Origin of the sequence: Rhodothermus marinus, assembly GCF_009936275.1 — a bacterium.
In the GTDB taxonomy this organism is placed as follows: domain Bacteria; phylum Bacteroidota; class Rhodothermia; order Rhodothermales; family Rhodothermaceae; genus Rhodothermus; species Rhodothermus marinus_A.
The window spans coordinates 2832414-2856521 of sequence record NZ_AP019797.1 but is presented as its reverse complement, the minus strand read 5'-3'; the positions used below and the strand labels follow the sequence as shown (position 1 = coordinate 2856521).

The 24108-nt window shown below is 65.9% G+C and carries 25 protein-coding genes; 18 read left to right on the top strand and 7 right to left on the bottom strand.

From position 1 onward, the window contains the following. Positions 1-47: 47 nt before the first annotated feature. The 4 genes from GYH26_RS12440 to GYH26_RS12425 form a co-directional block, all read right to left on the bottom strand. Complete coding sequence (locus tag GYH26_RS12440; RefSeq protein ID WP_161541922.1) at positions 48-788, bottom strand: TIGR01548 family HAD-type hydrolase; 741 nt, start codon at positions 786-788, stop codon at positions 48-50. Positions 789-803: 15 nt separating this feature from the next. Then, entirely contained in the window at positions 804-4007 is a 3204-nt protein-coding gene (locus GYH26_RS12435; RefSeq protein ID WP_161541921.1) for a S41 family peptidase, read from the bottom strand. 136 nt (positions 4008-4143) lie between these two features. Beyond that, positions 4144-5700 carry a transcription termination factor Rho gene (gene rho, locus GYH26_RS12430; RefSeq protein ID WP_014067791.1) on the bottom strand — a complete coding sequence of 519 codons (1557 nt, stop codon included), beginning with the start codon at positions 5698-5700 and terminating at the stop codon, positions 4144-4146. Positions 5701-5970: 270 nt separating this feature from the next. Beyond that, positions 5971-7299: a bifunctional folylpolyglutamate synthase/dihydrofolate synthase gene (locus GYH26_RS12425; RefSeq protein WP_161541920.1), complete on the bottom strand. Its 1329-nt coding sequence runs from the start codon at positions 7297-7299 to the stop codon at positions 5971-5973. A gap of 156 nt (positions 7300-7455) precedes the next feature. On the opposite strand from GYH26_RS12425, the gene GYH26_RS12420 reads away from it, so the two are divergent. Both GYH26_RS12420 and purQ read left to right on the top strand, forming a co-directional pair. Further along, the gene (locus GYH26_RS12420) at positions 7456-8070 is read left to right on the top strand and encodes a YceI family protein (RefSeq protein ID WP_012844796.1); all 615 of its coding nucleotides are present in this window, start codon (positions 7456-7458) and stop codon (positions 8068-8070) included. Positions 8071-8207: 137 nt separating this feature from the next. Further along, complete coding sequence (gene purQ / locus GYH26_RS12415; protein WP_012844795.1) at positions 8208-8915, top strand: phosphoribosylformylglycinamidine synthase subunit PurQ; 708 nt, start codon at positions 8208-8210, stop codon at positions 8913-8915. 2 nt (positions 8916-8917) lie between these two features. On the opposite strand, the gene GYH26_RS12410 is transcribed toward purQ, so the two are convergent. Next, positions 8918-10207: an MgtC/SapB family protein gene (locus GYH26_RS12410; RefSeq protein WP_161541919.1), complete on the bottom strand. Its 1290-nt coding sequence runs from the start codon at positions 10205-10207 to the stop codon at positions 8918-8920. A 100-nt stretch (positions 10208-10307) separates the two neighbouring features. Here GYH26_RS12410 and GYH26_RS12405 point away from each other — a divergent pair, with 100 nt between their 5' ends. The 3 genes from GYH26_RS12405 to GYH26_RS12395 all read left to right on the top strand — a co-directional run bounded on the left by GYH26_RS12405 (position 10308) and on the right by GYH26_RS12395 (position 13423). Next, positions 10308-10919: a rhomboid family intramembrane serine protease gene (locus GYH26_RS12405; protein ID WP_161541918.1), complete on the top strand. Its 612-nt coding sequence runs from the start codon at positions 10308-10310 to the stop codon at positions 10917-10919. 96 nt (positions 10920-11015) lie between these two features. After that, positions 11016-12452, top strand: a complete 1437-nt coding sequence (gene uxaC / locus GYH26_RS12400; RefSeq protein WP_161541917.1) for a glucuronate isomerase — start codon at positions 11016-11018, stop codon at positions 12450-12452. Positions 12453-12481: 29 nt separating this feature from the next. Further along, on the top strand, positions 12482-13423 hold the full coding sequence (locus GYH26_RS12395; RefSeq protein WP_041806401.1) for a 5-deoxy-glucuronate isomerase: 942 nt from the start codon (positions 12482-12484) through the stop codon (positions 13421-13423). A gap of 27 nt (positions 13424-13450) precedes the next feature. Here GYH26_RS12395 and GYH26_RS12390 read toward each other — a convergent pair whose 3' ends face one another. After that, a complete protein-coding gene (locus GYH26_RS12390; protein WP_161541916.1) occupies positions 13451-15808 on the bottom strand; it encodes a GWxTD domain-containing protein in 2358 nt (785 codons plus the stop codon). Positions 15809-15920: 112 nt separating this feature from the next. Here GYH26_RS12390 and gnd point away from each other — a divergent pair, with 112 nt between their 5' ends. Genes gnd through GYH26_RS12370 form a run of 4 tightly spaced genes read left to right on the top strand, consistent with a single transcriptional unit; the run spans position 15921 to position 19412 of the window. Continuing rightward, positions 15921-16832 (top strand): phosphogluconate dehydrogenase (NAD(+)-dependent, decarboxylating), encoded by a 912-nt coding sequence (gnd, locus tag GYH26_RS12385; RefSeq protein WP_161542418.1) that lies wholly within the window; start codon positions 15921-15923, stop codon positions 16830-16832. Beyond that, positions 16829-17494 (top strand): 6-phosphogluconolactonase, encoded by a 666-nt coding sequence (pgl, locus tag GYH26_RS12380; protein WP_161541915.1) that lies wholly within the window; start codon positions 16829-16831, stop codon positions 17492-17494. The genes gnd and pgl overlap by 4 nt, the downstream gene beginning before the upstream one ends. Next, positions 17491-18948 (top strand): glucose-6-phosphate dehydrogenase, encoded by a 1458-nt coding sequence (gene zwf / locus GYH26_RS12375; protein ID WP_161541914.1) that lies wholly within the window; start codon positions 17491-17493, stop codon positions 18946-18948. Before pgl ends, zwf begins: the two co-directional genes overlap by 4 nt. Beyond that, a complete protein-coding gene (locus GYH26_RS12370; protein WP_161541913.1) occupies positions 18945-19412 on the top strand; it encodes a nucleoside deaminase in 468 nt (155 codons plus the stop codon). The genes zwf and GYH26_RS12370 overlap by 4 nt, the downstream gene beginning before the upstream one ends. On the opposite strand, the gene GYH26_RS12365 is transcribed toward GYH26_RS12370, so the two are convergent. Further along, a complete protein-coding gene (locus GYH26_RS12365; protein WP_161541912.1) occupies positions 19406-20056 on the bottom strand; it encodes a helix-turn-helix transcriptional regulator in 651 nt (216 codons plus the stop codon). The two genes, GYH26_RS12370 and GYH26_RS12365, sit on opposite strands and share 7 nt — an antisense overlap. Positions 20057-20214: 158 nt before the next feature. On the opposite strand from GYH26_RS12365, the gene GYH26_RS12360 reads away from it, so the two are divergent. The 9 genes from GYH26_RS12360 to GYH26_RS12320 all read left to right on the top strand — a co-directional run bounded on the left by GYH26_RS12360 (position 20215) and on the right by GYH26_RS12320 (position 24092). After that, on the top strand, positions 20215-20457 hold the full coding sequence (locus GYH26_RS12360; protein WP_012844784.1) for a DUF2249 domain-containing protein: 243 nt from the start codon (positions 20215-20217) through the stop codon (positions 20455-20457). Then, the gene (locus tag GYH26_RS12355) at positions 20454-21149 is read left to right on the top strand and encodes a hypothetical protein (protein ID WP_161541911.1); all 696 of its coding nucleotides are present in this window, start codon (positions 20454-20456) and stop codon (positions 21147-21149) included. The genes GYH26_RS12360 and GYH26_RS12355 overlap by 4 nt, the downstream gene beginning before the upstream one ends. Before the next feature lie 70 nt (positions 21150-21219). Continuing rightward, positions 21220-21936, top strand: coding sequence for an iron-sulfur cluster repair di-iron protein (gene ric / locus GYH26_RS12350; protein WP_161541910.1), 717 nt, complete (start codon positions 21220-21222; stop codon positions 21934-21936). Then, a complete protein-coding gene (locus tag GYH26_RS12345) occupies positions 21933-22193 on the top strand; it encodes a DUF2249 domain-containing protein (protein WP_161541909.1) in 261 nt (86 codons plus the stop codon). Before ric ends, GYH26_RS12345 begins: the two co-directional genes overlap by 4 nt. Then, positions 22190-22519, top strand: a complete 330-nt coding sequence (locus GYH26_RS12340; protein WP_161541908.1) for a metal-sulfur cluster assembly factor — start codon at positions 22190-22192, stop codon at positions 22517-22519. Before GYH26_RS12345 ends, GYH26_RS12340 begins: the two co-directional genes overlap by 4 nt. A gap of 15 nt (positions 22520-22534) precedes the next feature. Further along, entirely contained in the window at positions 22535-22831 is a 297-nt protein-coding gene (locus GYH26_RS12335; protein ID WP_161541907.1) for a DUF2249 domain-containing protein, read from the top strand. Between the two features lie 14 nt (positions 22832-22845). Next, on the top strand, positions 22846-23202 hold the full coding sequence (fdxA, locus tag GYH26_RS12330) for a ferredoxin FdxA (protein WP_161541906.1): 357 nt from the start codon (positions 22846-22848) through the stop codon (positions 23200-23202). Between the two features lies 1 nt (position 23203). Next, on the top strand, positions 23204-23704 hold the full coding sequence (locus tag GYH26_RS12325; protein WP_161541905.1) for a DUF4149 domain-containing protein: 501 nt from the start codon (positions 23204-23206) through the stop codon (positions 23702-23704). 22 nt (positions 23705-23726) lie between these two features. Beyond that, the gene (locus GYH26_RS12320; RefSeq protein WP_197738531.1) at positions 23727-24092 is read left to right on the top strand and encodes a cupin domain-containing protein; all 366 of its coding nucleotides are present in this window, start codon (positions 23727-23729) and stop codon (positions 24090-24092) included. Positions 24093-24108: the final 16 nt, after the last annotated feature.

Below are 24108 nucleotides of genomic sequence, written 5' to 3'. Positions count from 1 at the left end.
CTACGACGCCGCTGCACACGCCGCACGCGCACGCTGCGTTCCCGGCTTCAGGAGGCGCGGCGCACCGAAGCCGCCTCCAGCTCGGCCAGCAGCTCGGGCAACTCGTCGGTGCGGTTCAGCAGATAGCGGGCGCCGCGCTCGCGCAGCAGGGCCCCGTGCGTCTCGGCGTCCAGATAGGGCGGAATGACGCCGATGGGCAGGACGCCGGCCGCCTGGGCGGCGATCATGTCGTCGACCGAATCGCCCACGTAGACGGCTTCGGAGGGCGTGATCGGCATGCCGACGGCCTCCAGCATGGCCAGCGCTCGCCGAATCGGGTACGGATCGGGCTTGCCCCGGCCGTCCTGGTGCTCCATGGCCACCAGCAGCGGAAAGTAGGGTTGCCAGCCGAAGCGCTCGATCGTCCAGCGCGCCTCGGCCTCGGGGCGGCCCGTGACGATCCCCATCAGATAACCCTGCCGGCGCAGGTGCTGGAGCGTCTGCGTCTGAATCAGGGGCGGCTCCTGGGCAATGAAACCGTCCCAGTGCTCACCCCGGTAGCGCCGCTGGAACTCCTGCACCACGCGGCTGAAGGGCACCTGCATGCCGATGTCGAGGATGATCGTGTGCGTCAGCTTCCAGTCGTCGTTGAAGCCGCCGGCGTTTTTGTAGCGCTGGATGGTGGCCGGGGTGATCTTGCGTCCCGTAAAGTGCTCGACCGTCTCTTCGATGGCGCGCCGGTAGGAGCGCGACACGTCCACCAGCACGCCGTCCATATCGAACAGGACGAGTTTGATTCGCGAGGGCATGATTTATTTGCGGTTTTAGTGGGTTTCCTCGGTGTTTCGGGCGTCGATACGGGCCAGCAGTGCTTCGACGGCCGCCCGGAGCTGGGGATCCTCTCCCCGCGCTTTGCTGTCGGGTGCTTCCTCGACGATGATGTCGGGTACGGCCGGACCGTTCTCCATGTTCGTGTCGTCGGCGTAAACGAACCAGCCGCGGAACGGCAGGCGAACGAACGATCCGTCGATGAGTCCCACACCGCCGGTCGAGATGACTGCGCCGAAGGTGGGCACGCCTACCAGCGGCCCCAGCCCCAGGTTCTTAAAGGCGTGCGAAAAGATCTCGGCGTTGGAAAAACTGTTCTGGTTGCAGAGGGCGGCCACGGGTTTCGTCCAGGCCGCAAAGGGCAGCCGCTCACCGAAGGGGTAATGGGCGCGAAAGGCGCGGCGATCGGGCAGATCCAGCCGCTCGGCGGCCCCACGCGGAATCGTATAGGCGTGGCGGCGGACGGTCAGCACCGTCAGCAGGTAGTCGGTCGTCCAGCCGCCGCCGTTATAGCGCACGTCGATGATCAACCCTTCTTTGCCCTGGCCGCTGGCCACCAGTTCGCGCTCGAAGCGCTCGAAGCTGGGCCAGTTCATGCCCTGCACGTGGATGTAGCCCAGGCGGCCGTTGCTGTAGCGTTCGGTCAGCGCACGCCGCGTGGCCACCCATTCTTCGTAGAGCGCTTCGTTCAGGGATCCGACCGGGCGGATGATCACGGTACGGGTCCGGCCGTCCGGCGCACGCACCGTCAGCCGCACACGCGCGTCCACTTTATCGACCAGCAGGCGGTAAAAGTTGTCCACTTCGGCTACGGGTGTGCCGTCGACGGCCGTAATGACCTCGCCCACATGCAGGCGGCTTTCCTCGCGGTCGGCCGGCGAACGTGGCACCACATGCCGGATGCGCACGCCGTCTGGCACGGGCTCGACCTCCACGCCCAGCAGGCCGGTACGTTCGCGCTGCGTCTCGGCCCGATCGGGACCGGAAATGCCCAGGTGACTGGCGTTCAGTTCGCCGAGCATCCAGGAGAAGACGTCGCGGAAGTCCCGGTTCGTCGAAGCCTGTAGCGCCCAGGGCAGGTATTTGTCGTGGAGCGCCCGCCAGTCGACGCCGTGGAACTGCGGGTCGTAGAAGCCCTGCGCCAGCGTGCGCCAGGCTTCCTCGAAGATCTGGCGACGCTCCTCGCGGTAGTCGATTTCCATGCGCGCTTCAAAGCGCAGCGTTTCCTGGCGGCCGTTCTCCGGATTGAGCCGCACGAGCTGACCCGAAGGCCGCAGGAAGAACAGGTACTTGCCGTCGCGGCTGAGCCGCACCTGGCGGGGATCCGTGTCGTTCTCGGTGAGGCGCTTCAGTTCGGACCCGTCCCAGCGGATGCGGTAGAGGTCCACTTCGGCTTCGTAGTCCTGCGTGCGGCCGCCCCGATTGGCCACAAAGTAGAAGGTTTCGCCATCTTTCGAAACGGCCAGTTCGGCTTCGTTGCCAGGCAGGGCGGTCACGCGGCGGAGCCGCTCGTGGATGCGCTCCAGGTCGATCTGAATGGGGCCGGTGAGCGTATCGCGGCGCTTACGGTCGGATTGCTTTTCAAGGGCCTCCCATTCCTCTTCGGTGCGTTCCCAGTCGGCCCGGCGCAACCAGGCAAACCACACGTCTACGTCGCCGGAGCTACGCGGCGACAGAAAGGCGAGTTTGGAGCCGTCAGGACTCCAGACCGGGTGCGTGTCGGGCCTGGGGTGCTGGCTGACGTTGACGGGCGGATGGCTTCCGTCGATGGGCTGAATGTAGACCTCTGTGTTGAAGTCAAGGTCAGGCAGGCTGTAGGCGATCCAGCGGCTGTCGGGACTCCAGGCAACGTCTTCAGGCGTGGCCCAGCCGTCGAGCAGTGTGCGCGTGATCCGAAGGCGATCGCCTTCGACGCGGGCCAGCAGCAGTGTGCCGCGCCCCCGGCGGAACACGAGATGGCGGTCGTCCGGCGCAACGACCGGTTCGCGTTCGTCCTCCGGCGTGTCGGTCAGGCGCACGACGGTGTGCGTGAGGCTTTCGAACAGGTCGGAAGTCCCCGCGTCGGCCGCCCGCAGCAGGTACAGGTCGTACTGGCCGGCGCGGTCCGAGACGAACACGAGCGTCGAATCGTTGAGCCAGGCGGGCTCTCGGTCGCGCCACGGGTGGCGCGTCAGGCGCACCGTGCGGTTGTCGTCGGGATCGTTACGGCGCAGGAACAGCTCGCCGCGGACGACAAAGGCGACGTACCGGCCGTCGGGTGAGAGCGCATATTCGGTGGCCTCGGACGTGAAGGTGCGGCGTTCCACCGGATCGAAGCGCTCGTCGTAGGGAATCTGAATCTCCAGGCGGCGCGGGGTGCCCTCGGGAAGCGTGAGCACGTAGAGGTCGGTCTGACGCTCGAAGGCAATGGTCCGGCCGTCGGCGCTGACCGTGAAGTAGCGGACACCGTCCCCCTCAAAGTGCGTGAGTTGCTCCGGAGCGCCCTGCGGCATGCCGTCTTCGTTCAGAGGCAGGCGGTACAGGTTGTAGGTGCCGTCGCGCTCGCTGATGAACAGCAGCGTACGCGGACCGGCCCAGGCCGGCAGGTAGTCGTTGCCGTCGAAGTCGGTCAGGCGACGGAACGTGCGGTTCTGCAGATCGAAGAGCCAGAGGTCGCGGTCGGCCGAACCGCGGTAGCCCCGGCGCCAGGTGGCGTTGGAGCCGCGCTCGAAGGCCAGAAAGCGGCCGTCCGGCGAGAGCGTGGCCTGAAAGCCCGTGGCGTCGAGGATGCGCACCGGCGTGCCGCCGGTGTCGGGGATGGCATGAATTTCGGCCTCACGCTCGACCTGAACGAACAGGCGTCGCGTCTGGAAAAGCAGACGGCCGTCGCGTGTCCAGTCGGTCAGGATGTCCTCGGCCGAATGGTAGGTGAGGCGGCGCGGGGGGCCACCGAACAGCTCCATGACGAACAGGTCGTCGTGGCCGTAGCGATCGCTGGTGAAGGCAATGCGTCGGCCGTCCGGACTCCAGCGCGGGTAGACTTCGTAGGCAGGATGGACGGTCAGGCGCTGGGCCATGCCGCCGGTAACCGGGACCAGCCACAGGTCTCCCTGATAGGAGAAGACGATCTGCTGTCCGGATGGATCGATGGCGGGGTAACGTGGAAACGGTCGAGGATTGAACGTCAGCAGCGCGAGCAGGAGAACGAGCAGGCTTCCCATCGGCCGAACTTCTTGATCATTACCGGAATGTTGCAAGATACAAAAAAACTGTTCGGAAGCGCTTTCTGCTTTTTGAATTCAACAAAAAAGGGACCCCACCCGGAGGCAGGGTCCCCTGTAGCGTGGCCAGAGGTGCTCAGGAGTTCATCGTAACCAGGAACTCGTCGTTGCTCCGTGTGCCCCGCATCTTCTCCAGCAGGAAGATCATGGCCTCGACCGGATCCATGTCGGCCAGAATCTTGCGCAGGAGCCAGATGCGATGCAGCTTGGCCTCGGGAATGAGCAGCTCTTCGCGGCGCGTGCCCGACTTGATCAGGTGAATGGCCGGGAAAATGCGCCGGTCGGCCAGCTGCCGGTCGAGCACCAGCTCCATGTTGCCGGTTCCCTTGAATTCTTCGAAGATCACCTCGTCCATGCGGCTGCCGGTCTCGATCAGCGCCGTGCCGATGATCGTCAGCGAGCCGCCCTCTTCGACGTTACGGGCCGCGCCGAAGAACCGCTTGGGACCGCGCAGCGCGCCGGCCTCGATACCACCCGAGAGCGTCTTGCCGGTGCTGGGCGTGACCGCGTTGTGCGCGCGGGCCAGCCGCGTGATCGAGTCGAGCAGGATCACCACGTCCTGCTTGGCCTCGACCAGCCGCTTGGCCTTCTCCAGCACGATGTCGGCCACCTCGACGTGTCGCTCCGGATCCTGGTCGAACGTCGAGGAGATCACCTCGGCCTTGACGTTTCGCTCCATGTCGGTGACCTCCTCGGGCCGCTCGTCCACCAGCAGGATGATCAGGTAGATCTCCGGGTGGTTCGTCGTGATGGCGTTGGCGATTTTCTGCAGCAGGATGGTCTTGCCCGTCTTGGGCGGGGCCACGATCAGCCCGCGCTGGCCTTTCCCGATCGGCGCAAACAGGTCCAGAATGCGCGTGCTGTATTCGTTGGGCGAAGTCTCCAGCCGGATCTGCTCTGTCGGATAGAGCGGCGTGAGGTAGTCGAAGCTCTGCCGCTCTTCCATTTCCTCGGGCGGCCGGCCGTTGACCTTGTGCACCTGAATCAACGCGAAGAAGCGCTCGCCTTCTTTGGGCGGCCGCACCAGCCCTTCGATCGTGTCGCCCAGGCGCAGGCTGAAGCGCTTGATCTGCGAGGGCGATACGTAGATGTCGTCGGGACCGGGCAGGTAGTTGTAATCGGGCGAACGCAGGAAGCCGTAGCCGTCGGGCATGATCTCCAGCACGCCGCTTTTGATGATCATGCCCTCCAGCTCGGTCTTGCCGGGGTCGTAATTGGCCATGTAGGCGGGCCGTCCCTCATAGACACGGCGCCGGCGCTCGTCCCAGTCGGCATAGCGCATGTCGACGCGTCCGCGCCGACCCCGACGCTCGCGCCAGGCGCGCCGATCTTCGCGGGTGGCTTCGGCCTGCGTTTCCGCCGCCGGAGCTTCGGCCTCGACGGTTTCGTCACCGGCGTCCTCGCTCACCGTTTCGGCCACTTCTTCCTTCGGGGCCACGTCGGTGGATTCCTGCGTCGTGGCGGCCCGGCGAGCCGCTCCGTTCGGGCGTCCGGCTTCCGCTTCCGCCTGGGCTTCCAGAATGCGGTAAATCAGATCCTGCTTCCGAAGCGTCGAGTATCCCGTGAGGCCCAGTTCGCGGGCCAGCTCGCGCAGTTCGCTGATTTTCTTGGCCTGAAGTTCGGAGATCTTCATGAGAGAAGCACTGGTTTTGGATACTGAGGAAAGCTCTGTGTGGCAGGCTGAAGGTTGTGTTGTTTTTACCTGCTTGGGTTCGGGGGGCTTTGCAGTTCGTGGTCGGCCTGCTGAGAAAGGCAGACCCGCAGGCAGGCTGGGATCCGCGCGACCACCGGTTGCAAAATTAGCATCTTCTGGCAGAAAGTCAACCAGAAAATCGGATCATTTCGGGAAAATTTAACTTCCGGCGACGAAGCCGGTAATGGGGCCTGCGTTCGACGTTGTGGCCTATCCGCACCAACCGACGCCTGCAATCGAGGCGCTTTGCCAGAGCACCGGTGGAAGAGCGGCCACCACCTGATGCGAGCCTGTGATCAACAGCACATCGTTCGTCTGTAGCCGCTTTTGCAGTAACTGCCAGCCGGAAGCGACGGTTCCGACACCCGGCACCTGACCACCGGCCTGCTGCACCATTGCAACCAGCTCGACCGCCGACCAGGCGCGCGGGCTTTCGAGGGCAGCGACATAGACGGCAAAGCCGGCCTGGACCAGTTGTCCGGCCATCGTAGGAGCGTCTTTGTCGCGCAGGGCGCTCCAGATTGCGTATCGACGGCCGGTGCCGGGCGGATGCAGCGCGTCGATGGTTGCCAGCACGGCCGCCAGGCCGTCCGGATTGTGCGCCACGTCGGCCACGACCAGCGGCCGGGTCTGCAGCACGTCGAACCGGCCGCGCAGGCCGCTCAGTTGCCGGACCTCGCGCAGACCCTGGCGGATCGGCCGGGGATCGTCCAGTACCTCGGGCAACACCAGTTCGGCCGCCCGGATCGCCAGCAGCGCGTTGGCGGCCTGGTGCCGGCCAAGCAGTCCTACCTCCAGGTCTTCGTAACGACGCACCGGGGTTCGAGCCGTCAGCCGCATGAAGACCGTCTCCGGCGCCACCTGCTCCAGGTGCACTTCTTCCCAGAGATAGTGCAGCGGAGCCTGCTGACGGGCGGCGGTTTCGCGAATAACAGCCAGCGCTTCGGGTTGCGTGGCGCCCGTGAGCACAGGCACGCCCGGCTTGATGATACCGGCCTTTTCGCGTGTGATCGCCTCGATCGTCTCGCCCAGGATGTCCGTGTGATCCAGCCCGATCGACGTGATCACGGCCAGGCGGGGCTGCACGACGTTCGTGGCGTCGAGCCGCCCGCCCAGTCCCACTTCCACCACGGCCAGATCGACCTGCTGCTCGGCAAAGTACAGAAAGCTGAGCGCCACCGTGGCCTCAAAAAAGCTGGGCTGCACCTGCTCGAAAAGCGGGCGACAGCGGGCCACAGCCTTCTCCAGCCACGTCGTGGGCGCCGGGATGCCGTCGATGCGCATGCGCTCGCCGACATGCCAGAGATGCGGTGAGGTGTGCAGCCCCACCCGGTACCCGGCCGCCCGGGCGATGGCCGCCAGCAGCGAGGCCGTCGATCCCTTGCCGTTCGTGCCGGCAATGTGCACGCACGGGTAGGCCCGATGCGGCGCGCCCATGGCCGCCAGCAACGCCTCCATGCGCTCCAGCCCCGGCCGGTAGGCGGCATGCCCCTGATCCGCAAAGCGAGGCAGCGACAGCAGGTACTCGAGCGCGTCCATGGGCTTCGTGGCAATCAAAAAAAAACTTGTTGTAACAAATTTTTTATATCCGCTTTTCAATTCGGGCTTGCCGGCAACCCGGTCGGTGGTGTAACATTTCAACGACCCGTGCCACTCACGCACACCTGACAACCATCAACCAACCGGAGGAAGCCTATGCGTGCTTTTCGTTTACTCCTGGTGCCGGCGCTGATCGCGCTGGCCGGCTTCTGGCAGCCGACCGAGGCGCCCACCCGTGAGGTTCTTAACTGGACGATCGACAAGGCGCACAGCTCGATCGGTTTCCGGGTGCGTCACCTGGGCATCAGCTTCGTGAACGGCGTCTTTGAGGACTACGACGCCACGTTGCAGTTCGACCCGAACGACCTGAGCACCCTGAAGGCGACCGCCACCATCCGCGTGGCCAGCATCAACACGGGCATCGAGCGGCGCGACAATCACCTGCGCTCGCCCGACTTTTTCGACGCCGAGAAGTACCCGGAGATCCGCTTCGTCAGCAAGGAGGTGCGCAACATTCAGGGCAACAAGTTCCAGCTCGTGGGCGATCTGACGATCAAGGATGTGACGAAAGAGGTGGTGCTGGATGTAGAGTTTCTGGGGACGGCTCAGGGCATGCAGGGCGAGCTGCGGGCGGCTTTCACGGCTCGCGGCACGATCGATCGCTTCGACTACGGCCTGCAGTGGAACCGGCTTACCGAGGCCGGTGGTGTGGTGGTGGGCCGCGAGGTGACGCTGCTGATCGACATCGAAGCCGTGCAGGAAGGCGCCTGAGCTTTCCGGAAAACCCGGACGTGCCGGCCCGATCCGCCCCGGCGGATCGGGCTTTTCTGTCGCACGAACCCGCCCGCGCCTCGGGCGTTGCACCTGGCGACTTCTTTGGAAGCAGCACCAACGATCCGAGCACACGCATGGCCGTTCGGTTTGGCATTCTGGTATTTCCGGGCTCCAACTGCGACCACGACGCCTACCATGCCGTCAAGCACGTAGCCGGGCAGGAGGCCCGTTTCATCTGGCACAAGGAGACGAAGCTGGGGGATGTGGACGTGGTGATCGTGCCCGGCGGCTTTTCATATGGCGACTATCTGCGGCCGGGCGCCATCGCTCGCTTTTCGCCGATCATGCAGGACGTGATCCGGTTTGCCCGCGAGGGGGGACCGGTCATCGGCATCTGCAACGGATTTCAGGTGCTCTGCGAAAGCGGCCTGTTGCCCGGCGTGCTGCTGCGTAACGCATCGCTGCGCTTCATCTGCAAGTACGTGCACGTCCGCGTGGAGCAGACCGACACACCCTTCACGAACGCGCTGCAGCCCGGCCAGGTGCTGCGCATTCCGATCGCGCACGGCGAGGGTAACTACTTCGCTCCGAAGGAGGTGCTCGAACGCCTGGAGGCGAACGGCCAGGTGGTGTTCCGCTACTGCGAGCCGGACGGGCGCATTACCGAGGCGGCCAATCCCAACGGCTCGGCGCACAACATTGCCGGCATCGTGAATGAGCAGCGCAACGTGCTCGGCATGATGCCGCATCCGGAGCGCTGCGTGGAGGCGCTGCTGGGCAGCGAGGACGGCCTGGGCATCTTTCGGTCGCTCATCCGGCACGTGGCCGGCGTTTCGGTCTGACGCTACACGAGCCAGACCAGCAGCAGGGCGGGCAGCGTGTAGGCCAGCAGACCGATCAGGATCGGGCGGCGAAGGTCCGGGGCGCCGAGCGTCCAGACCAGTCCGGCCTTGACGACCGTGTTGGCGACGGTGGCCAGAATCACAGAGCGGGCGGCAATCTCGAGCGGCAGGCCGGTCCCGGTACGTGTGAGCTGGGCCACCGAGAGCACCACGGCGTCGCTGTCGGCAGCCCCGCCGATCAGGCTCGAGGCGTACACTCCCGAGGCGCCCAGGTAGAGCCGGGCCGTGTTGGCCAGCAGTAGAATGAGGGCGTAGAGCAGGCCGAAAAGCAGCGCGGGCTTCAGTTCGAACGGGTTCTTCAGGGGCGCTTCGGCGTCGGAGGGACGCGGCAACCGGTGGCGATACAGGAAGACGCCGTAGGCGGCGCCGAGCAACAGCGAGGCGCCCAGTGGCAGGGCCGTCGCTTCAAGCAGGGCGGGAGAAAGCACGGCCAGAATGAGCGCCAGGCGCACGACCATGGCGGCCCAGGCCAGCAGGATGGAGGCGGCCACGGTGGGTGTCAGCCGGGGCCAGTCGTGGCTGCGGCGGGCCATGCTGAGCGTCAGGGCCGTGCTGGAGGCCAGCCCGCCCAGCAGTCCGGTCAGGCCGAGTCCGCGACGGGCACCGAGCACCTGCGTGAGCACGTAACCCAGAAAGCTGATGGCCGAGATGAACACGACCATCAGCCAGATCTCACGTGGCACGAGCACGTCGAACGGCGGTGGCCCGTAGCTGCGGTCGGGCAGCAGCGGCAGCAGCACCACCGTGATCAGCCCGAACTTCAGCGTGGCGTAGACGTCCTCGCGCGAGATGCGCTCGGCCAGCAGGCGTGTCTGCGGCTTGAGCGTGAGCAGCCACGTCAGCCCCACGCCCAGCGCGGCGGCCAGCACGAGCCGATCCAGATAGCAGAGCAGGCCGATCAGAAACGTCAGCAGGCCCGCCATCTCGGTGGTCAGGCCGATGTCGCCGCGCTGAGCCCCGATGTAGTGAGCGACGGTCAGCAATGCGCCTACGGCCGCCAGCGTGAGCAGCACCACGAAAGGGGCCTGCAGCAGGTCGGCCGCCAGTCCGGAGGTGGCGCCCAGCAGGCTGATCAGTGTGAAGGTGCGGGCACCGGCGAACAGCCCGGCGCGGGCGTTCTGCTCCTGGCGGTGGGCAAACTCGCGTTGCAGCCCCACCATCAGACCGATGGCCAGCGCCACACCCAGCCGGAGCGCCAGCGCGGCAAACGTTGTGGGCGTTTCCATCTCCATGGGCTTCAAGATACGACGGTGTCGGTGAATCCGGAGCGTTTACTCGGGCGTTGAGCGGACACTTCGCATTGAATTTTCTGGAGCGTAACCGCCTTTTCCCATGTTCCTGGAGACACCCTGGACCACGCTGCTGATTCTGATCAACCTGCTGGTGAGCGGCTATGCGCTGCTGGTCGATCCGTCGCTGATCGACCGGTGGGCGTTTCGCCCGCTACACATCCTGCGCGGCCGCGAATACTACCGGATGATCACGGCCGGCTTCGTGCATGTGGGCTGGGCTCACCTGGCCTTCAACATGATCACGCTGTTTTTCTTCGGGCGGCCCATGGAAGTGCTGATGGGGCCCGTGCGGTTTCTGCTCATCTACTTCGGGGCCGAGCTGGCCGGGCACGGCCTGTCGCTCTGGCTGCACCGCAATCGGCCCACCTACGCGGCCGTCGGGGCTTCGGGCGCCATCAGCGGCCTGCTTTTCGGCTACTGTTTGTTCTTTCCGTTCGACCGTATCTATCTGTTCTTTTTCCCGGTGGGCATTCCGGCCGTGCTGTTCGCGATCGGGTACGTGGTGCTCTCGATCTACGCCGTGCGGCGCGGGATCGAAGAAGGGGGCATCGCCCACGAGGCGCATCTGGGCGGAGCGCTGGGCGGCCTGCTGCTGACGCTGTTGCTGGAGCCGCGGGCGCTTCCGATCTTTCTGCGACAGCTCGGACTGTAAAAGGACCGGAGAAATCTGCATCGGGGGTTGGCATTTCAGGATAAAATCGATAACTTAACCCGTTAAGTAGCGACCAACCTTCCTGGAGCGAGCAACATGGAACCGCTTCGTCTGCATCCCGATCGGTACTTCGATCCGGATCCGACGGTGCGTCGGATAGCGCGGGAACTCTATGAAGAGATGCGCACCTTCCCGCTGGTGTGTCCGCACGGCCATGTGGATCCGGCCATTCTGGCGACGAACGAGCCCTTCCCGGAACCGACGTCGCTGATCATCAAACCGGACCACTACATCTTCCGGCTGCTTTACTCTCAGGGCATTCCGCTGGAAGCGCTGGGCATTCCGCGGCGCGACGGGCAGCCGGTCGAGACCGACCCGCGCAAGATCTGGCAGATCTTCGCCGAACATTACTATCTGTTTGCCGGCACGCCCACGGGCGCCTGGCTCGACTACGAATTTGCCGAGGTTTTCGAGGTGCCCTACAAGCTCGATGGCGAGTCGGCCCAGTACGTCTACGACCACATTCTGGAGCGGCTGCAATCGCCCGAGTACCGGCCACGGGCGCTTTTCGAGCGCTTCAATATCGAGATCCTGACCACAACGGACGCCGCCACCGACACGCTCGAACACCACCAGGCCATTCGCGCTTCGGGCTGGCCCGGGCGGGTGGCTCCCTGCTTCCGTCCGGATGCCGTCTTCAAAATCGCCCGGCCCGACTGGCACGAACACCTGCAACTGCTCGAGCAGCGCTGCGGCTTTTCGATCCGGAGCTACGAGGATTTCATCCGGGCGCTGGAGAATCGTCGGGCTTTCTTCAAGGAAATGGGGGCCTTCGCCACGGACCATGCCGTGCTGGTGCCGCGCACGCACCGCCTTGCGCCTGAACAGGCCGAAACACTCTTTCAGAAGGCGCTGCGCGGCGAGGCGACCGAGGCCGACCAGGCCGACTTCGAGGCGCACCTGCTCATGGAAATGGCCCGCATGAGCCTGGAAGACGGGCTGGTCATGCAGATTCATGCCGGTGCGTTCTACAACCACAATACGTACATTTATGAGCGGTTCGGCCCCGACAAAGGCGGCGACATCCCCGTGCAGGCCGAGTTCACCTACAACCTGCGCGAACTGCTCGTCACCTACGGCAACGATCCGCGCCTGACGGTGATCGTTTTCACGCTGGACGAATCCACCTACTCGCGCGAGCTGGCGCCGCTGGCCGGGCACTACCCGGCGCTCAAGATCGGGCCGGCCTGGTGGTTCCACGACAGTATCGAGGGCATCATGCGCTACCGCGAGTGGATCACCGAGACGGCCAGCATTTACAACACGGCCGGTTTCAACGACGATACGCGGGCGTTCTGCTCGATTCCGGCTCGTCACGATCTGGCCCGCCGGATCGATGCAAACTACCTGGCGCGGCTGGTCGCCCGCCATATCATCGACATGTCGGATGCCCGGCGTATGGCGCGCGCCATGGCCTACGACCTGGTGCGTAAAACCTACCGGATCGATCAGTTCATTCCGGCCGCCGCCTGAACGTTGAACCATCAGACCAACAGCGACCCATGGTACCACCCCGTGACATCGGACCCTTCGTAACGACGGAACCGAAAACGCCGGCTCAGCGACGGCTGACCGGACGGGCGATCATGCCCGGCGAGGAAGCGCCACGCACCGTCGAGCTGTTCGACGCCCGGCCGGCGCTCAACCGACGCGAGGAGATCATCACCGGCGAAAACTCCAGCTTCCGTTTTCTGCGCTTTGCCCGGATTGCGCTGCAGCCGGACGCGCCCGGCTACGCACCGATCCCGGTGCAACTCGGCGACACCGAGGAGGCGGTCTTCTACGTGAACCGGGGGCAGGCCCGGCTCACTGTGGACGGCCAGACCTATACGCTGGGCAAGGGCGACGTGCTCTACGTGGGGCTGGGGCGTCGGGTGGTGGTCGAGGCCGACGGTCCGCTGGCCGACGTGAGCGAATTCCGGGCCATCGAATGCCATACGGAGTACCCCGTGCAGCTGGTGCGTCACCGGGACATCGAGGGCACCGAGCTGGCCGCCGATCTGGGGCGCAAACGGCCCATGACACGCCGCACCGTCTACAAGCTGGTCGATCAGAACGTGCAGGCCTGCCGTCTGCTTTTCGGTGACACCTACCTGGCCCAGCCGGGCGGCGTGGGCAGCTATCCGCCCCACTTTCACGGACCGGACGGGCCGTTCGGGCTGGGCGACCGGGCCAAGGAAGAGATCTATCACTTCCGCTGCGAGAGCGAAATCCCCGGCGATACGCCGTTCGTGCTCCAGAACTGCGCCCGGCCTGAGGATCCGGTGAGCACCTACGTGCACATTTTCGACGAACAGGCCATCAACGTCACGCCCGGCTACCACGACACGATTGCCCCGCCGCCCGTGCACTTCATGTTCACCTGGTGTCTGGGGGCCTATACCGAGGGGCACCGCGACTGGTCGGAGATCTACAACCGCCCCGGCTACGAGGACGAATGGTAAGGGGCTGGTCGCGGACAAAACGGGCGCCTACTCGGTCAGGGTCAGTGCCAGCGTGCGGCTGACGGTGGCGCCACTGCGTTCGTCGGTGATGCGGACTTCCAGCACGTAGTCGCCCGGATCGACGCGGCTGACGTCCAGTTCGGCGTGCTCGTCGAGGTCGGTCCGGGTGTCTTCGTGCGTGCTTTTGAGGCGAAGTACGGGCCGGTCGTCTCCGCCGAAAAGCCCCAGAAACTTCTTACGGGGTTTCGTGGGGCGAAGGATGTACTCGGTGGTGTAGCGGGTGCGGCCCTGCGTGTCGGGCGTAAGGCCGTAGATTTCGAAGTAGAGATAGACCGGCTGGCGTACCGAAAAGCGGCGCAGCGGATTGGGCCACAGGTGCCAGCCGTTGCGCACGAAGCGGCTGGCGCCCGAGGCGGGTTCCATGCGCCAGGCGGGCAGCAGGTCGCTCATCTGCAGGCCCGGCCCGCTCAGGTCCGGCACCTCCAGTTCGATCTGCACGCTTCCCTGCAGGCGTTCGGCCTCGAGCGAGCGGCCGTGCAGCGTCAGCCGATAGGTGCCGGGCGCCAGCGCCACCGCCATGAAGTCGTTGATGGCCGCCGTCGGATCGGGGAGGATGGGGATTGTGCGCTGCTGGACCTGCGCCACGAGCGGGTGCCAGGCGGCGTCGTGCACGGCAAAGCCCACTTCGGCCGGCGTGTAGCCACTGCGGCGGCCGGTCACCTCGCGGAAAGGCGCGGCCGGCAGCGCGTAGTACACGTTCACCTCGGTGCGGCCGCTGTCGCCCCGGAAGGCCACGGGCAGCACCTCCAGCGGGAGCGGCACCAGGTCGGCCGGCCAGCGGTGCTGATCGGACGTAAGCCCCTGCGTGTAGGCCGCCCGGCTTTCGGCCGCCATCTCCTCGCGGAGTTCGAAAAGCTCCAGCGTGGTGGGCTGGAACGGGCGCAGTCCGGCCTCAACCTCCCACTTCGTGCGCAGCGTGCTCATGATGCGGGAGTAGGGCGGTCCCCAGATCTCCCGGTCTGCGATCATCTGCGCGTTGGCCAGCACGGGCGTCAGCCGCCAGTTGTTGCCCGTGGCACCTTCGTCGATCACGAAGTGAAAGTCCATGCGCGGACGATAGTAACGCCACGACTCGTTCGGCACCCAGCCCATGCCGAATTCCCGCTCGCGCCACAGCGAACCCGAACGAAACGTATTGGCCTCACCCCTGACCGTCACGATCCGGTCGTCCGGCGGGCCATGTCGGATGTAGATCAACCCTTTGTCGTTGAACTCGTGGTTCAGGTGATAGGTGGGCGGCAGGTTCAGCTCGCCGAATTTGTCCGGGTTGTTGTGCCAGAGGCGCGGGCCGTCGTATGCGTAGTCGCGCTCGGCCACCAGCAGCCGGCGGTAGTGCTCGACGAGCCGGACGTTGACCGGGCGGCCGGGCATCGGGTCGCGCCGCTCCCAGAAGGCCTGGAAAAAGGCGCGGTATTCCTCGGGCGTCTGCAGCCGCCGGTAGGTCTCCAGTTCCTGCAGGTTGAAGATGTATTTGAAGTCTTCAAAGAGAAAGCGGGCGGCCAGCGGTCCGTTGATGGTACGGATGGCGCGGTCGATGATCGCCTGCACCGAGTCGGGCCGGTCGAGCGCGGCCCAGACGCGGGCCCGGATCAGCGCGATGGCCTGAAGGGGCCAGGGAAAATCAGGGCGTTCGAGTGCCCGAAGCGCGGCGTCGGCTTCCCGGAGCCGTCCCAGCCGACGCAGACGTTCCGCCTCGAAAAAGCGGGCATAGTCGGTGGGATGCTGCGCCAGCCAGCGTCCGGCCGTGTCCAGATCGGTGTGGTTCAGATAGCTCTGATAGATGCGGAAAAGTCCGATGGCCGCCTCCTCCAGATCGGGCCGCAGCCGCACCTGCGCCTCGGCCAGGGTGATGGCCCGGGGATAGTCCCCGTCCTGTCGGTAGAGCAGCGCGTACTGGTAGAGCACGTCCCGGTAGAGGCTGTCGCGGGCCAGCACCCACTCGAAGTGCTTGCGCGACTCGCGGCGGTGCGTGAACTGGAAGGGCGTCTGGTACTGCGCCCGCTCGCGCTCGCTGATCCCCAGAAAGTAATGCACGGCGAGGCTGGACGAATCGATCTTTAGCGCCCTGCCGGCCCAGTCGCTGGCTTCGTGCCAGTTTTCGCGGGCCATGGCCAGGCGAATCATGCCCAGATAGGCGGGCAGGTAGGTGGCGTCCAGCTCCAGCGCTTCGCGATACGTCTCCTCGGCTTCCTGATAGGCGCCGCGGGCCAGCCAGTCGTCCCCTTCGTCGACGAGTTGCGCGGCCGACTGGGCGTAGAGGCTTACCGGAAAAAGCAACAACCCTCCCAGCAGCGCCTTCCAGCTCCGGCAGATGACCCTTCGCATGGCAGAATGCAATCGTTTCGTAAAGAGTTACTGATGAATTTTTTGAAAGCTCCCGCGTGCTGGCGGAAAAGCTCAGCCTGCCGTATTGTGTAGCAAAAAAGCGAAGCGCATGATGGAACTGGGCATGATCGGACTGGGGCGCATGGGCGCCGGGATGAGTCGGCGACTGCACCGCGCCGGAGTGCGTGTGGTGGGGTACGACCCGAACCCGGAAGCCCGCGCTCGCCTTGCACAGGACGGTATCGAAACGGTGGACCGCCTGGAAGCGCTGGTGGAGGCGCTGAAACCGCCGCGGACGGTCTGGCTCATGGTGCCGGCCGGCGATCCCGTCGATCAGGTGCTGGCGCAGCTTGCCCCGCTCCTTGCGGCCGGCGATCTGATCGTGGAGGGCGGCAACTCGTACTACCGCGACACGCTCCGCCGCGCCGAAACGCTGCAGGCTCGCGGCCTGCTGTTTGCCGATGTGGGCGTCTCGGGCGGACTCTGGGGCGAGCGGGAAGGCTACGGCCTTATGGCGGGCGGCCCGCCCGAGGCGATCGAGCGTCTGCGTCCCATCCTGGAACACCTGGCACCGGGACCCGATCGCGGCTGGGTGCACGCCGGACCCGTCGGAGCCGGCCATTTCGTCAAGATGGTCCACAACGGGATCGAATACGCCCTGATGCAGGCCTACGCCGAGGGCTTCGCTTTGCTCAAGGCCAAGGCGCCTTTCCAGCTCGACCTGGCCGCCATCGCCGAAGCCTGGCGCCACGGCACGATCATCCGGAGCTTCCTGCTCGACCTGATTGCCGGGGTGCTTCGCGAGGATGCCTCGCTGGCCGACATTGCGCCGGTGGTGGCCGATTCGGGCGAAGGACGCTGGACCGTCCAGGAAGCCGTCGATCTGGGCGTGCCCGTCGATACGATCGCGGCCGCGCTGTTCCGGCGGTTTGCCAGCCAGGACCCGGAGCGCTACGGCGACCGGCTGCTGGCCGCGCTGCGCCATGCGTTCGGCGGGCATCCCGTGCAACGGGCGGCGTCATGAACGGACCGCACCTGCAGTTGGAAGTCTACCCGGATGCCGGGACCGCCTGTCGAACGGCAGCGCAGCGACTGGCGCAGGCGCTCGCGGAGGGCGGAACGGCGGCGCTGGCCGGCGGCAACACGCCGCGGCCGGCCTATCGTATGGTGGCCGGGATGGACCTTCCCTGGCCGACCATCACGCTGGTGCCCACCGACGAGCGCTGCGTGCCACCCGATCACCTCGAACGCAACGACCGCATGCTGGCCGAGGCGCTGGGCGATCGTGGCTACCGGCTGGTGCGACTTCCGGCCGAACTGGGACCTGAACGGGGGGCTCGGGAGGCCGAAGCGCTGGTGGCCCTGCTGCTCCCTTTTCGCGTGGTGTTGCTCGGCCTGGGCGAAGACGGACACACGGCCAGCCTGTTTCCGGGCCATCCCGCACTGGAGGCCACCGGCCTGGTGGCGCCCGTTCGCCAGGCGCCCAAGCCTCCACCCGAGCGCATTACGCTGACGCTGCAGGCCCTTTCGCAGACCGAGACGGCGCTGCTGCTGGTGACCGGCGCCTCCAAGCGCGAAGCACTCCGGCGCCTGCTGGCAGGAGACGACCTTCCGCCCCGGCGGCTGACGGTGCCGACGCTCACCATTCTGGCCGATCGCGAAGCTGCTGACATGGTGGAACCATGACGAACGGAAACGACGTCACGCTGGTCATTCTGGGGGCCACCGGCGACCTGACGCGCCGGTTGCTCATGCCGGCCATCTACCGGCTGTTCGTCCGGGCGCAGTGGCAGCCCCGGCGCATCGTGGGCTACGGCCGCAGCGAATGGACCGACGAGCGCTTCCGCGAACACCTCGAGAAAAGCCTGAAGGAGTTCGCCCGGGAAGCTTTCGACCGCAAATCCTGGAAGGAGCTGGCCGCGCGCCTGAGCTACCGCTCCGGCGAGCTGCACGCCGACCACCTGCAGGGACTGGCCGAACTGGTGGACGGCCCGGCCATCTTTTACCTGGCGCTTCCCCCCGGACTTTTCGGCGAGGCCGCCGAGGCTCTGGGGCAGGCCGGACTGCACCGCGAGGAGGGCGGCTGGCGCCGCATCGTCATCGAAAAACCGTTCGGCTCGGACCTCGAATCGGCTCTGGCGCTACACCGCCAGATCCATCGCTACTGGCAGGAAAGCCAGGTGTACCGCATCGATCATTATCTGGGCAAGGAGACCGTCCAGAACCTGATGGTCTTCCGCTTTGCCAACCGGTTTATTGAACCGGTCTGGAATACGGCCCACGTCGAACAGGTGCAGATCACGGTGGCCGAAACGCTGGGCCTGGAGGGCCGCTGGCGCTACTACGATCAGGCCGGTGCGCTGCGCGACATGCTGCAGAACCACCTGATGCAGCTCTTCACGCTCACGGCCATGGAGCCGCCGGCCGTCTGGCACCCCGAAGTGCTGCGCGACCACAAGGTGGAGGTGCTGCGGGCCGTCCGACCCATCCCCGAGACGGCCGTCGAGCGCTTCGCCGCACGGGGACAGTATGCGGCCGGCACCGTGCAGGGCCAGCAGGTGCCCGGCTACCGCGAGGAACCGAACATCCCGCGCGATTCGCGCACCGAGACGTTCGCCGCCGTCAAGTTTTTTGTGGACACCTGGCGCTGGAAGGGCGTGCCTTTCTATCTGCGTAGCGGCAAACGCCTGCGGGCCGATTACTCCGAGGTGGCCATCGGCTTTCGCGAAGTGCCCACGCACCTGTTCCGGCAGACGCCGCTCGAAGGACTGAGCGCCAACTGGCTGATCTTTCGGCTGAAGCCTTCCGAATGCATTGACCTGTACGCCTGGGCCCGGGCACCCGGACTCCAGCTCAACGCCCGCCACCTGGTGCTCTCGGCCCCGTTCCGCCAGGACGACGAGCCCGAGTTCAGCGCCTACGAGCAGCTGCTGCTCGACGTCGTGCGCGGCGACCGCACACACTTTCTGCGACACGACGAGGTGGAATGGGCCTGGCGCGTACTCGATCCCGTGCTGAAGGCCTGGCAGCACGGGGCGCCCGAACCCTACGCGGCCGGCAGCGAAGGCCCCACCGGCCAGCACCGCATCCTCGAGCCCGGCCACGTGTGGCGTCCCATCGGCAAACTCGACAGCCCATGAACCCGGAAGCCTTCATCCGCGAAGTGATCCGTCTGGCCGAAGCGAACGTCCGCCGGGGCGGCGGGCCGTTTGCCGCGCTGGTGGTACGTGACGACGAGATCCTGGCCGTCGGGACGAACCGGGTCACCACCGACAACGACCCGACCGCCCACGCCGAGATCGTGGCCATCCGCGAGGCCTGTCGCCGCCTGGGACACTTTCAGCTGAGCGGCTGCGACCTGTACACCTCCTGCGAGCCGTGCCCGATGTGCCTGGGCGCCATCTACTGGGCGCGACCGGCCCGCGTCTTCTACGCCGCCACCCGCCACGACGCCGCCCGCGCTGGCTTCGACGACGCGCTGATCTACGACGAACTGGAACGACCGGGACCCGAACGCCGCATTCCGTTCATTCACGTGCCCGACCGCGACGCCTGGGCTCCGTTTCAGGCCTGGCTCGACCACCCCGACCGCACGCCCTATTGAGCCGCCTTGGACGGGGAATCGAACGCATAGCTGCACGCCGGGCTGCCGTCGGGGATGTAGGCGACGCGGACGGCCTCTCGGCCGAGCAGCTGCTCGAAAAAGCGAGCTTCCAGGTAGCAGGGAAGACGCGTGTGCCGGACGGTTTCGGCAAACGGACAGTTGCACTCGCGGATCTCCACGCCCTGCTCGGACACGACGATCTCGGGCATGAACCCCTCTTCTTCCAGAAAATCACGCAGCGCGGCCAGCCGTGCTTCCGGCGTCTGCGCGGACGTCAGCCGCTGCCGGGCCGCCTGCAGGCGCTCGTCCCAGTAGCGCTCGAAGAAGCGGCGGAGCAGCTCCTCGGCTCCTTCTTCCTTCAGGAAGTCCAGCAGACGGCCCAGGAGCATGCCGTCCCGGTTCGGAAAAAGCTGGGCACCGGCCGGCGTGAGTCGGTACAGCAGGCGCGGCCGGCCGCGCCCCCGGCGTTCGGTGCTGCGACGCACAAGGCCGTCCCGCTCGAGCTGCGTCAGGTGCTCCCGAAGCGTGGGGCGCGTCAGTCCGGTGGCCTCCTCCGCTTCGTCGAGCGTGAGCTGCCCGCGTCGCTTGAGCAGCAACAGGAGCTGGCGTTTCGTCTCGGAGCCCAGGAGTGTCCAGGTCGCCATTACACCGCTTCGTTTTACCCGTAGCCCGCCCGTAAACTACGGGTTCGTGGAGCTTCTGTCAATAAAAAAGATTTTTTCCTTCTAAAACTTGACATGGAGCGGTGGCGCGTGTACATTTGAGGTGTCTTTTGTCCTGAATTGATAACCTGAATGCAACCATGAGCACGCAGACCGAAAAGACGCTGGACGTGCGGCCGATTCCGCCGCGTGAGAAGCACGCCACGATCTTCGCCACGTTCGATGCACTGGCGCCGGGCGAGTCGTTCGTGCTGGTGAACGATCACGATCCGGTGCCGCTGCGCTATCAGTTCGAGTTTGAGCGCAGCGGCCAGTTTACGTGGGAGTACCTGGAGCAGGGGCCTGAGGTCTGGCGCGTACGCATTACGCGGGTGCGGGCATGAAGCTGTTGCTCAGCAGCGATGCGTTGCCGGCGGCCACGCTCGACGAACTGGGCGTGGCCTGCCGGCGTCGGGCGCTGGCCGGGCTGGAGCTGGTGCTCGGCCGGGGGCAGGGTCATCGGTACGAGTCGCTGCGCTGTCCGATCGAGGCCGGCGACGAAGCGGTCGTGCCACCGGTGCCCGTCTACTGGCTGGCGCTGCCGGGGCGGCCACGGCTGAGCGAACTGATGACCTGGGCCGGCGAGGCGCATCGCCTGGGCGCCGGGCTGTTGCTCCGGGCGCCGGTCGAGGAGTTGCCCCGTCCGGTACGGGCGGCGCTGGTGCACGGGAGCGACCTGGCCGAAGTCGAGCAGGCCGTGGCATGGGCGCAACAACAGGGGATGTTCACCTGCTATCAGCCGGAGCCCGAGGCGCTGCAGCAGGGCACCTGGCGGGTGGTGCTGGCGCAGACGCTCCCCACGCTGGCCCATGTGCGGCTTCCGGGGAGTGGACCCGAAGGACAGGAGGCCGGGGCACCGACCGGCGTCGGGGCGTTTCTGGCGGCGCTGACCCTGGCCGGTTACACCGGTACGGTGGCGCTGATTCCGTCCGGCCCGGATCGACTTCCGGCGTGGGAGACGTGGCTGCTGCGACGGCGCGGTTGGGGATGTGGAACCGCAGCCGCCCGACAGGCGCGTGCCGGGGTTTCGAGATAGCAGTGCCCGGACGTTGACTTCAGGCCCTTTGAAAACAAGCAGTTCACCCGAACCAAACCATGAAAAAGCCATGTCGGAGCTTTTAAGCAAGACGCTCGGCGAGCTGGTGGCCGCCGACGAGCGGCGGGCGGCGCTGTTCGACCGCCTGGGACTGGACTACTGCTGCGGCGGTGATCGCTCACTGGAAGCCGCCTGTCGGGAGCGCGGGCTGGATCCGGCCACGGTGGCGGCCGTGCTGGACGCCCTGGAAACGACTGAGGCGGCCGACGAACCCGCCGTCGACTGGCGCACGCGGCCGCTGGCCGACCTGATCGACCATATCGTCGCGACACACCATGCGTACTTGCGTCGCGAGCTGCCGCGGTTGAGCGCGCTGATGGACCGGGTCGCCCAGGTGCACGGGCATCAGGGCACCTGGCTGCACGAAGCCCGCGAGGTGTTCGGGCGGCTGAAGCTGGAGCTGGAGGCCCACATGCGCAGCGAGGAAGAAGCGATCTTTCCGCTGATCCGGGCGCTGGAGGAGGGCTCGGCCGACGCCGCGGCCGAGCTGGAGCCGCTGCTCGTGCAGGCCGAACAGGAGCACGATGCGGCCGGCGAGGCGCTGCACCGGTTGCGGATGCTTTCCGGGAACTATCGGCCGCCCGAATGGGCCTGCAGCAGCTTCCGAGCGCTTCTGGAAGGGCTCCAGGCGCTCGAAGCCGACATGCATCGCCACGTGCATCGCGAGAACAACATTCTGTTTCCCCGGGCGCGTCGCCTGCTGCAAACCGGCATAGCGGCATCATGAAGACCAGGACTGCAACGCCCGACCTTGTGCTGGACGTGCGGCCCGTGCCGCCACGGGCGCGTCTGGAAACCATCATGGGCGCCTACCGGCAGCTGGCACCGGGCGAAGTGCTCGAGCTGGTCGTGGACCACGAGCCTTCGTGCATGTACTACACGCTGCTGGCCGAGCAGGGCGCCGAAGCGTTTCGATTCACCTACCTGGAGCGCGGACCGGAGGTCTGGCGCGTTCAGGTGGAAAAACGGGAGGCGGAATCATGAGCACGCCGGTACCATCCCGACTGGAGGTGGTCGAGCGCCTGCGTTCGGTGATCGACCCCGAAGTCGGTTTGAACATTGTGGATCTGGGATTGATCTACGATCTGCAGGTGTCGCCCGACGGCACCGTCGAGATCAAGCTCACGATGACCACGCCGGCCTGTCCGATGTCGAGCTATATCAAGCAGGAAGTCGCCCGGGTGCTGCAGCGCACGCCGGGCATCCGGCGGGGCATCATCGAGCTGGTCTGGGAGCCCCCCTGGTCGCCCTACATGATCGATCCCGAGGTGCGGCGCTATCGCTTTCCGATGTACGCGCGTTCCTACTGAAAACCCGGGAAAGCCATGTCGGAAACCGTCTCGCAACCCCCGGCCTTTCTGGCCGGGCTTTCGGAAGACCGGTTTGTGGAACTGGACGTGCGGCCGATTCTGCGGAGCGGCGGCGAGCCGTTTTCGCTGATCATGGAAACGGCCGGTCGCGTACCGCCCGGTCACGTGCTTCGCCTGCGGGCGACGTTCAAGCCCGTGCCGCTTTTCGGCGTGATGCGCCTGAAAGGCTGGGCGCACTGGATCGCCCGCGGCGAAGGCGACGACTGGGAAATCTGGTTCTATCGCCCCGGCGAATTCCAACCGTCACCTTAAACCCTCTGGTAGCCATGCCCTACGTCGTCTGCGAGCCCTGCATCAACTGCAAGTACACCGACTGCGTCGAAGTCTGCCCGGTGGACGCCTTCTACGAGGGGCCGAACTTCCTGGCGATTCATCCGGACGAATGCATCGACTGCAACGCCTGCGTGCCGGTATGCCCCACCGAGGCCATCTATCCGGACGACGAGGTGCCGGAGGAATGGCAGCACTACATCGAGTGGAATCGGTACCTGGCCGAGCAGTGGAAGGCGCAGGGCTTCAACATCACGCAGAAGAAAGCGCCGCTGCCCGAGGCCGAGGCGTGGCGCAACCGACCCAAATCGGAGAGAGACATTCTGACCTGGGACGTATCGGAGGCGTCGTAAGATGTCCGGCTGGTATCTGTTTTCCGTGTGGCTGCACATTCTGGCGGCCACCGTCTGGATCGGCTCGATGATTTTTCTGGGCGTGGCCGTGGTGCCCCTGCTGCGCCGCCCGGAATTTGCCCCGGTGCGGACGGCCATGCTCTATCAGCTCGGCCTGCGCTTCCGGTGGATCGGCTGGACGGTGTTGCTGCTGCTGGTGATCACGGGGATCGTGAACATCGGCTATCGGGGCTATGGCTGGGACGACCTGTTTTCCGGAGCGCTCTGGCAGGGGCCCTGGGGACGTACGCTGGCCTGGAAGCTGGTGCTGGTGCTGCTCGTAATGGGCATCAGCGCCGTGCACGATTTCTATCTGGGGCCGCGTACCATGCAACTCCTGGAGCGCGGCGAGGCGTCGGCCGAGCACCTGCGCTGCGTGGCCAGCTACCTGGGGCGCCTGATGACGCTGCTGTCGCTGGCGATCCTGGCGCTGGCCGTGTTGCTGGTGCGTGGCGGCATGTAAAGGGCAAAACATGGAAAAAGCCATGGATCCGATGATTCTGAGGGCGGCCGAGTGGGTGCAGTTCGATCCGGAACGTTTTCGGCCGGTACCGCTGGCGCAGAACGACCGACTGAAGGTGCAGCTCGTGTGTTTTGAGCCCGGCCAGCAGATTCCGCTGCACACGCCGGGCGTGGATCTGGTCCTGACCGTGCTGGAGGGTCACGGACTGGTCATTGCCGGGGAGAAGGAAGGTGTGGTGGGACCGGGCTCGGTGGTGTGCGTGCCGGCCGGGACGCCGCGGAGCGTGCGGGCGCACACGCGGCTGGTGGCGCTGGCGGTGGTCTCGCCGCCACCCACTGCGGCCGATCATGTGGAGGTAGAAGCCGCACTGGCCGAACAGGCCACTTGAATCGTCCATCGTCGAG

Bases quoted from the DNA above. Each gene is read 5' to 3' on its own strand.
- GYH26_RS12440 (WP_161541922.1), bottom strand. From the start codon at position 788: ATGCCCTCGCGAATCAAACTCGTCCTGTTCGATATGGACGGCGTGCTG.
- GYH26_RS12435 (WP_161541921.1), bottom strand. From the start codon at position 4,007: ATGGGAAGCCTGCTCGTTCTCCTGCTCGCGCTGCTGACGTTCAATCCT.
- rho (WP_014067791.1), bottom strand. From the start codon at position 5,700: ATGAAGATCTCCGAACTTCAGGCCAAGAAAATCAGCGAACTGCGCGAG.
- GYH26_RS12425 (WP_161541920.1), bottom strand. From the start codon at position 7,299: ATGGACGCGCTCGAGTACCTGCTGTCGCTGCCTCGCTTTGCGGATCAG.
- GYH26_RS12420 (WP_012844796.1), top strand. From the start codon at position 7,456: ATGCGTGCTTTTCGTTTACTCCTGGTGCCGGCGCTGATCGCGCTGGCC.
- purQ (WP_012844795.1), top strand. From the start codon at position 8,208: ATGGCCGTTCGGTTTGGCATTCTGGTATTTCCGGGCTCCAACTGCGAC.
- GYH26_RS12410 (WP_161541919.1), bottom strand. From the start codon at position 10,207: ATGGAGATGGAAACGCCCACAACGTTTGCCGCGCTGGCGCTCCGGCTG.
- GYH26_RS12405 (WP_161541918.1), top strand. From the start codon at position 10,308: ATGTTCCTGGAGACACCCTGGACCACGCTGCTGATTCTGATCAACCTG.
- uxaC (WP_161541917.1), top strand. From the start codon at position 11,016: ATGGAACCGCTTCGTCTGCATCCCGATCGGTACTTCGATCCGGATCCG.
- GYH26_RS12395 (WP_041806401.1), top strand. From the start codon at position 12,482: ATGGTACCACCCCGTGACATCGGACCCTTCGTAACGACGGAACCGAAA.
- GYH26_RS12390 (WP_161541916.1), bottom strand. From the start codon at position 15,808: ATGCGAAGGGTCATCTGCCGGAGCTGGAAGGCGCTGCTGGGAGGGTTG.
- gnd (WP_161542418.1), top strand. From the start codon at position 15,921: ATGGAACTGGGCATGATCGGACTGGGGCGCATGGGCGCCGGGATGAGT.
- pgl (WP_161541915.1), top strand. From the start codon at position 16,829: ATGAACGGACCGCACCTGCAGTTGGAAGTCTACCCGGATGCCGGGACC.
- zwf (WP_161541914.1), top strand. From the start codon at position 17,491: ATGACGAACGGAAACGACGTCACGCTGGTCATTCTGGGGGCCACCGGC.
- GYH26_RS12370 (WP_161541913.1), top strand. From the start codon at position 18,945: ATGAACCCGGAAGCCTTCATCCGCGAAGTGATCCGTCTGGCCGAAGCG.
- GYH26_RS12365 (WP_161541912.1), bottom strand. From the start codon at position 20,056: ATGGCGACCTGGACACTCCTGGGCTCCGAGACGAAACGCCAGCTCCTG.
- GYH26_RS12360 (WP_012844784.1), top strand. From the start codon at position 20,215: ATGAGCACGCAGACCGAAAAGACGCTGGACGTGCGGCCGATTCCGCCG.
- GYH26_RS12355 (WP_161541911.1), top strand. From the start codon at position 20,454: ATGAAGCTGTTGCTCAGCAGCGATGCGTTGCCGGCGGCCACGCTCGAC.
- ric (WP_161541910.1), top strand. From the start codon at position 21,220: ATGTCGGAGCTTTTAAGCAAGACGCTCGGCGAGCTGGTGGCCGCCGAC.
- GYH26_RS12345 (WP_161541909.1), top strand. From the start codon at position 21,933: ATGAAGACCAGGACTGCAACGCCCGACCTTGTGCTGGACGTGCGGCCC.
- GYH26_RS12340 (WP_161541908.1), top strand. From the start codon at position 22,190: ATGAGCACGCCGGTACCATCCCGACTGGAGGTGGTCGAGCGCCTGCGT.
- GYH26_RS12335 (WP_161541907.1), top strand. From the start codon at position 22,535: ATGTCGGAAACCGTCTCGCAACCCCCGGCCTTTCTGGCCGGGCTTTCG.
- fdxA (WP_161541906.1), top strand. From the start codon at position 22,846: ATGCCCTACGTCGTCTGCGAGCCCTGCATCAACTGCAAGTACACCGAC.
- GYH26_RS12325 (WP_161541905.1), top strand. From the start codon at position 23,204: ATGTCCGGCTGGTATCTGTTTTCCGTGTGGCTGCACATTCTGGCGGCC.
- GYH26_RS12320 (WP_197738531.1), top strand. From the start codon at position 23,727: ATGGATCCGATGATTCTGAGGGCGGCCGAGTGGGTGCAGTTCGATCCG.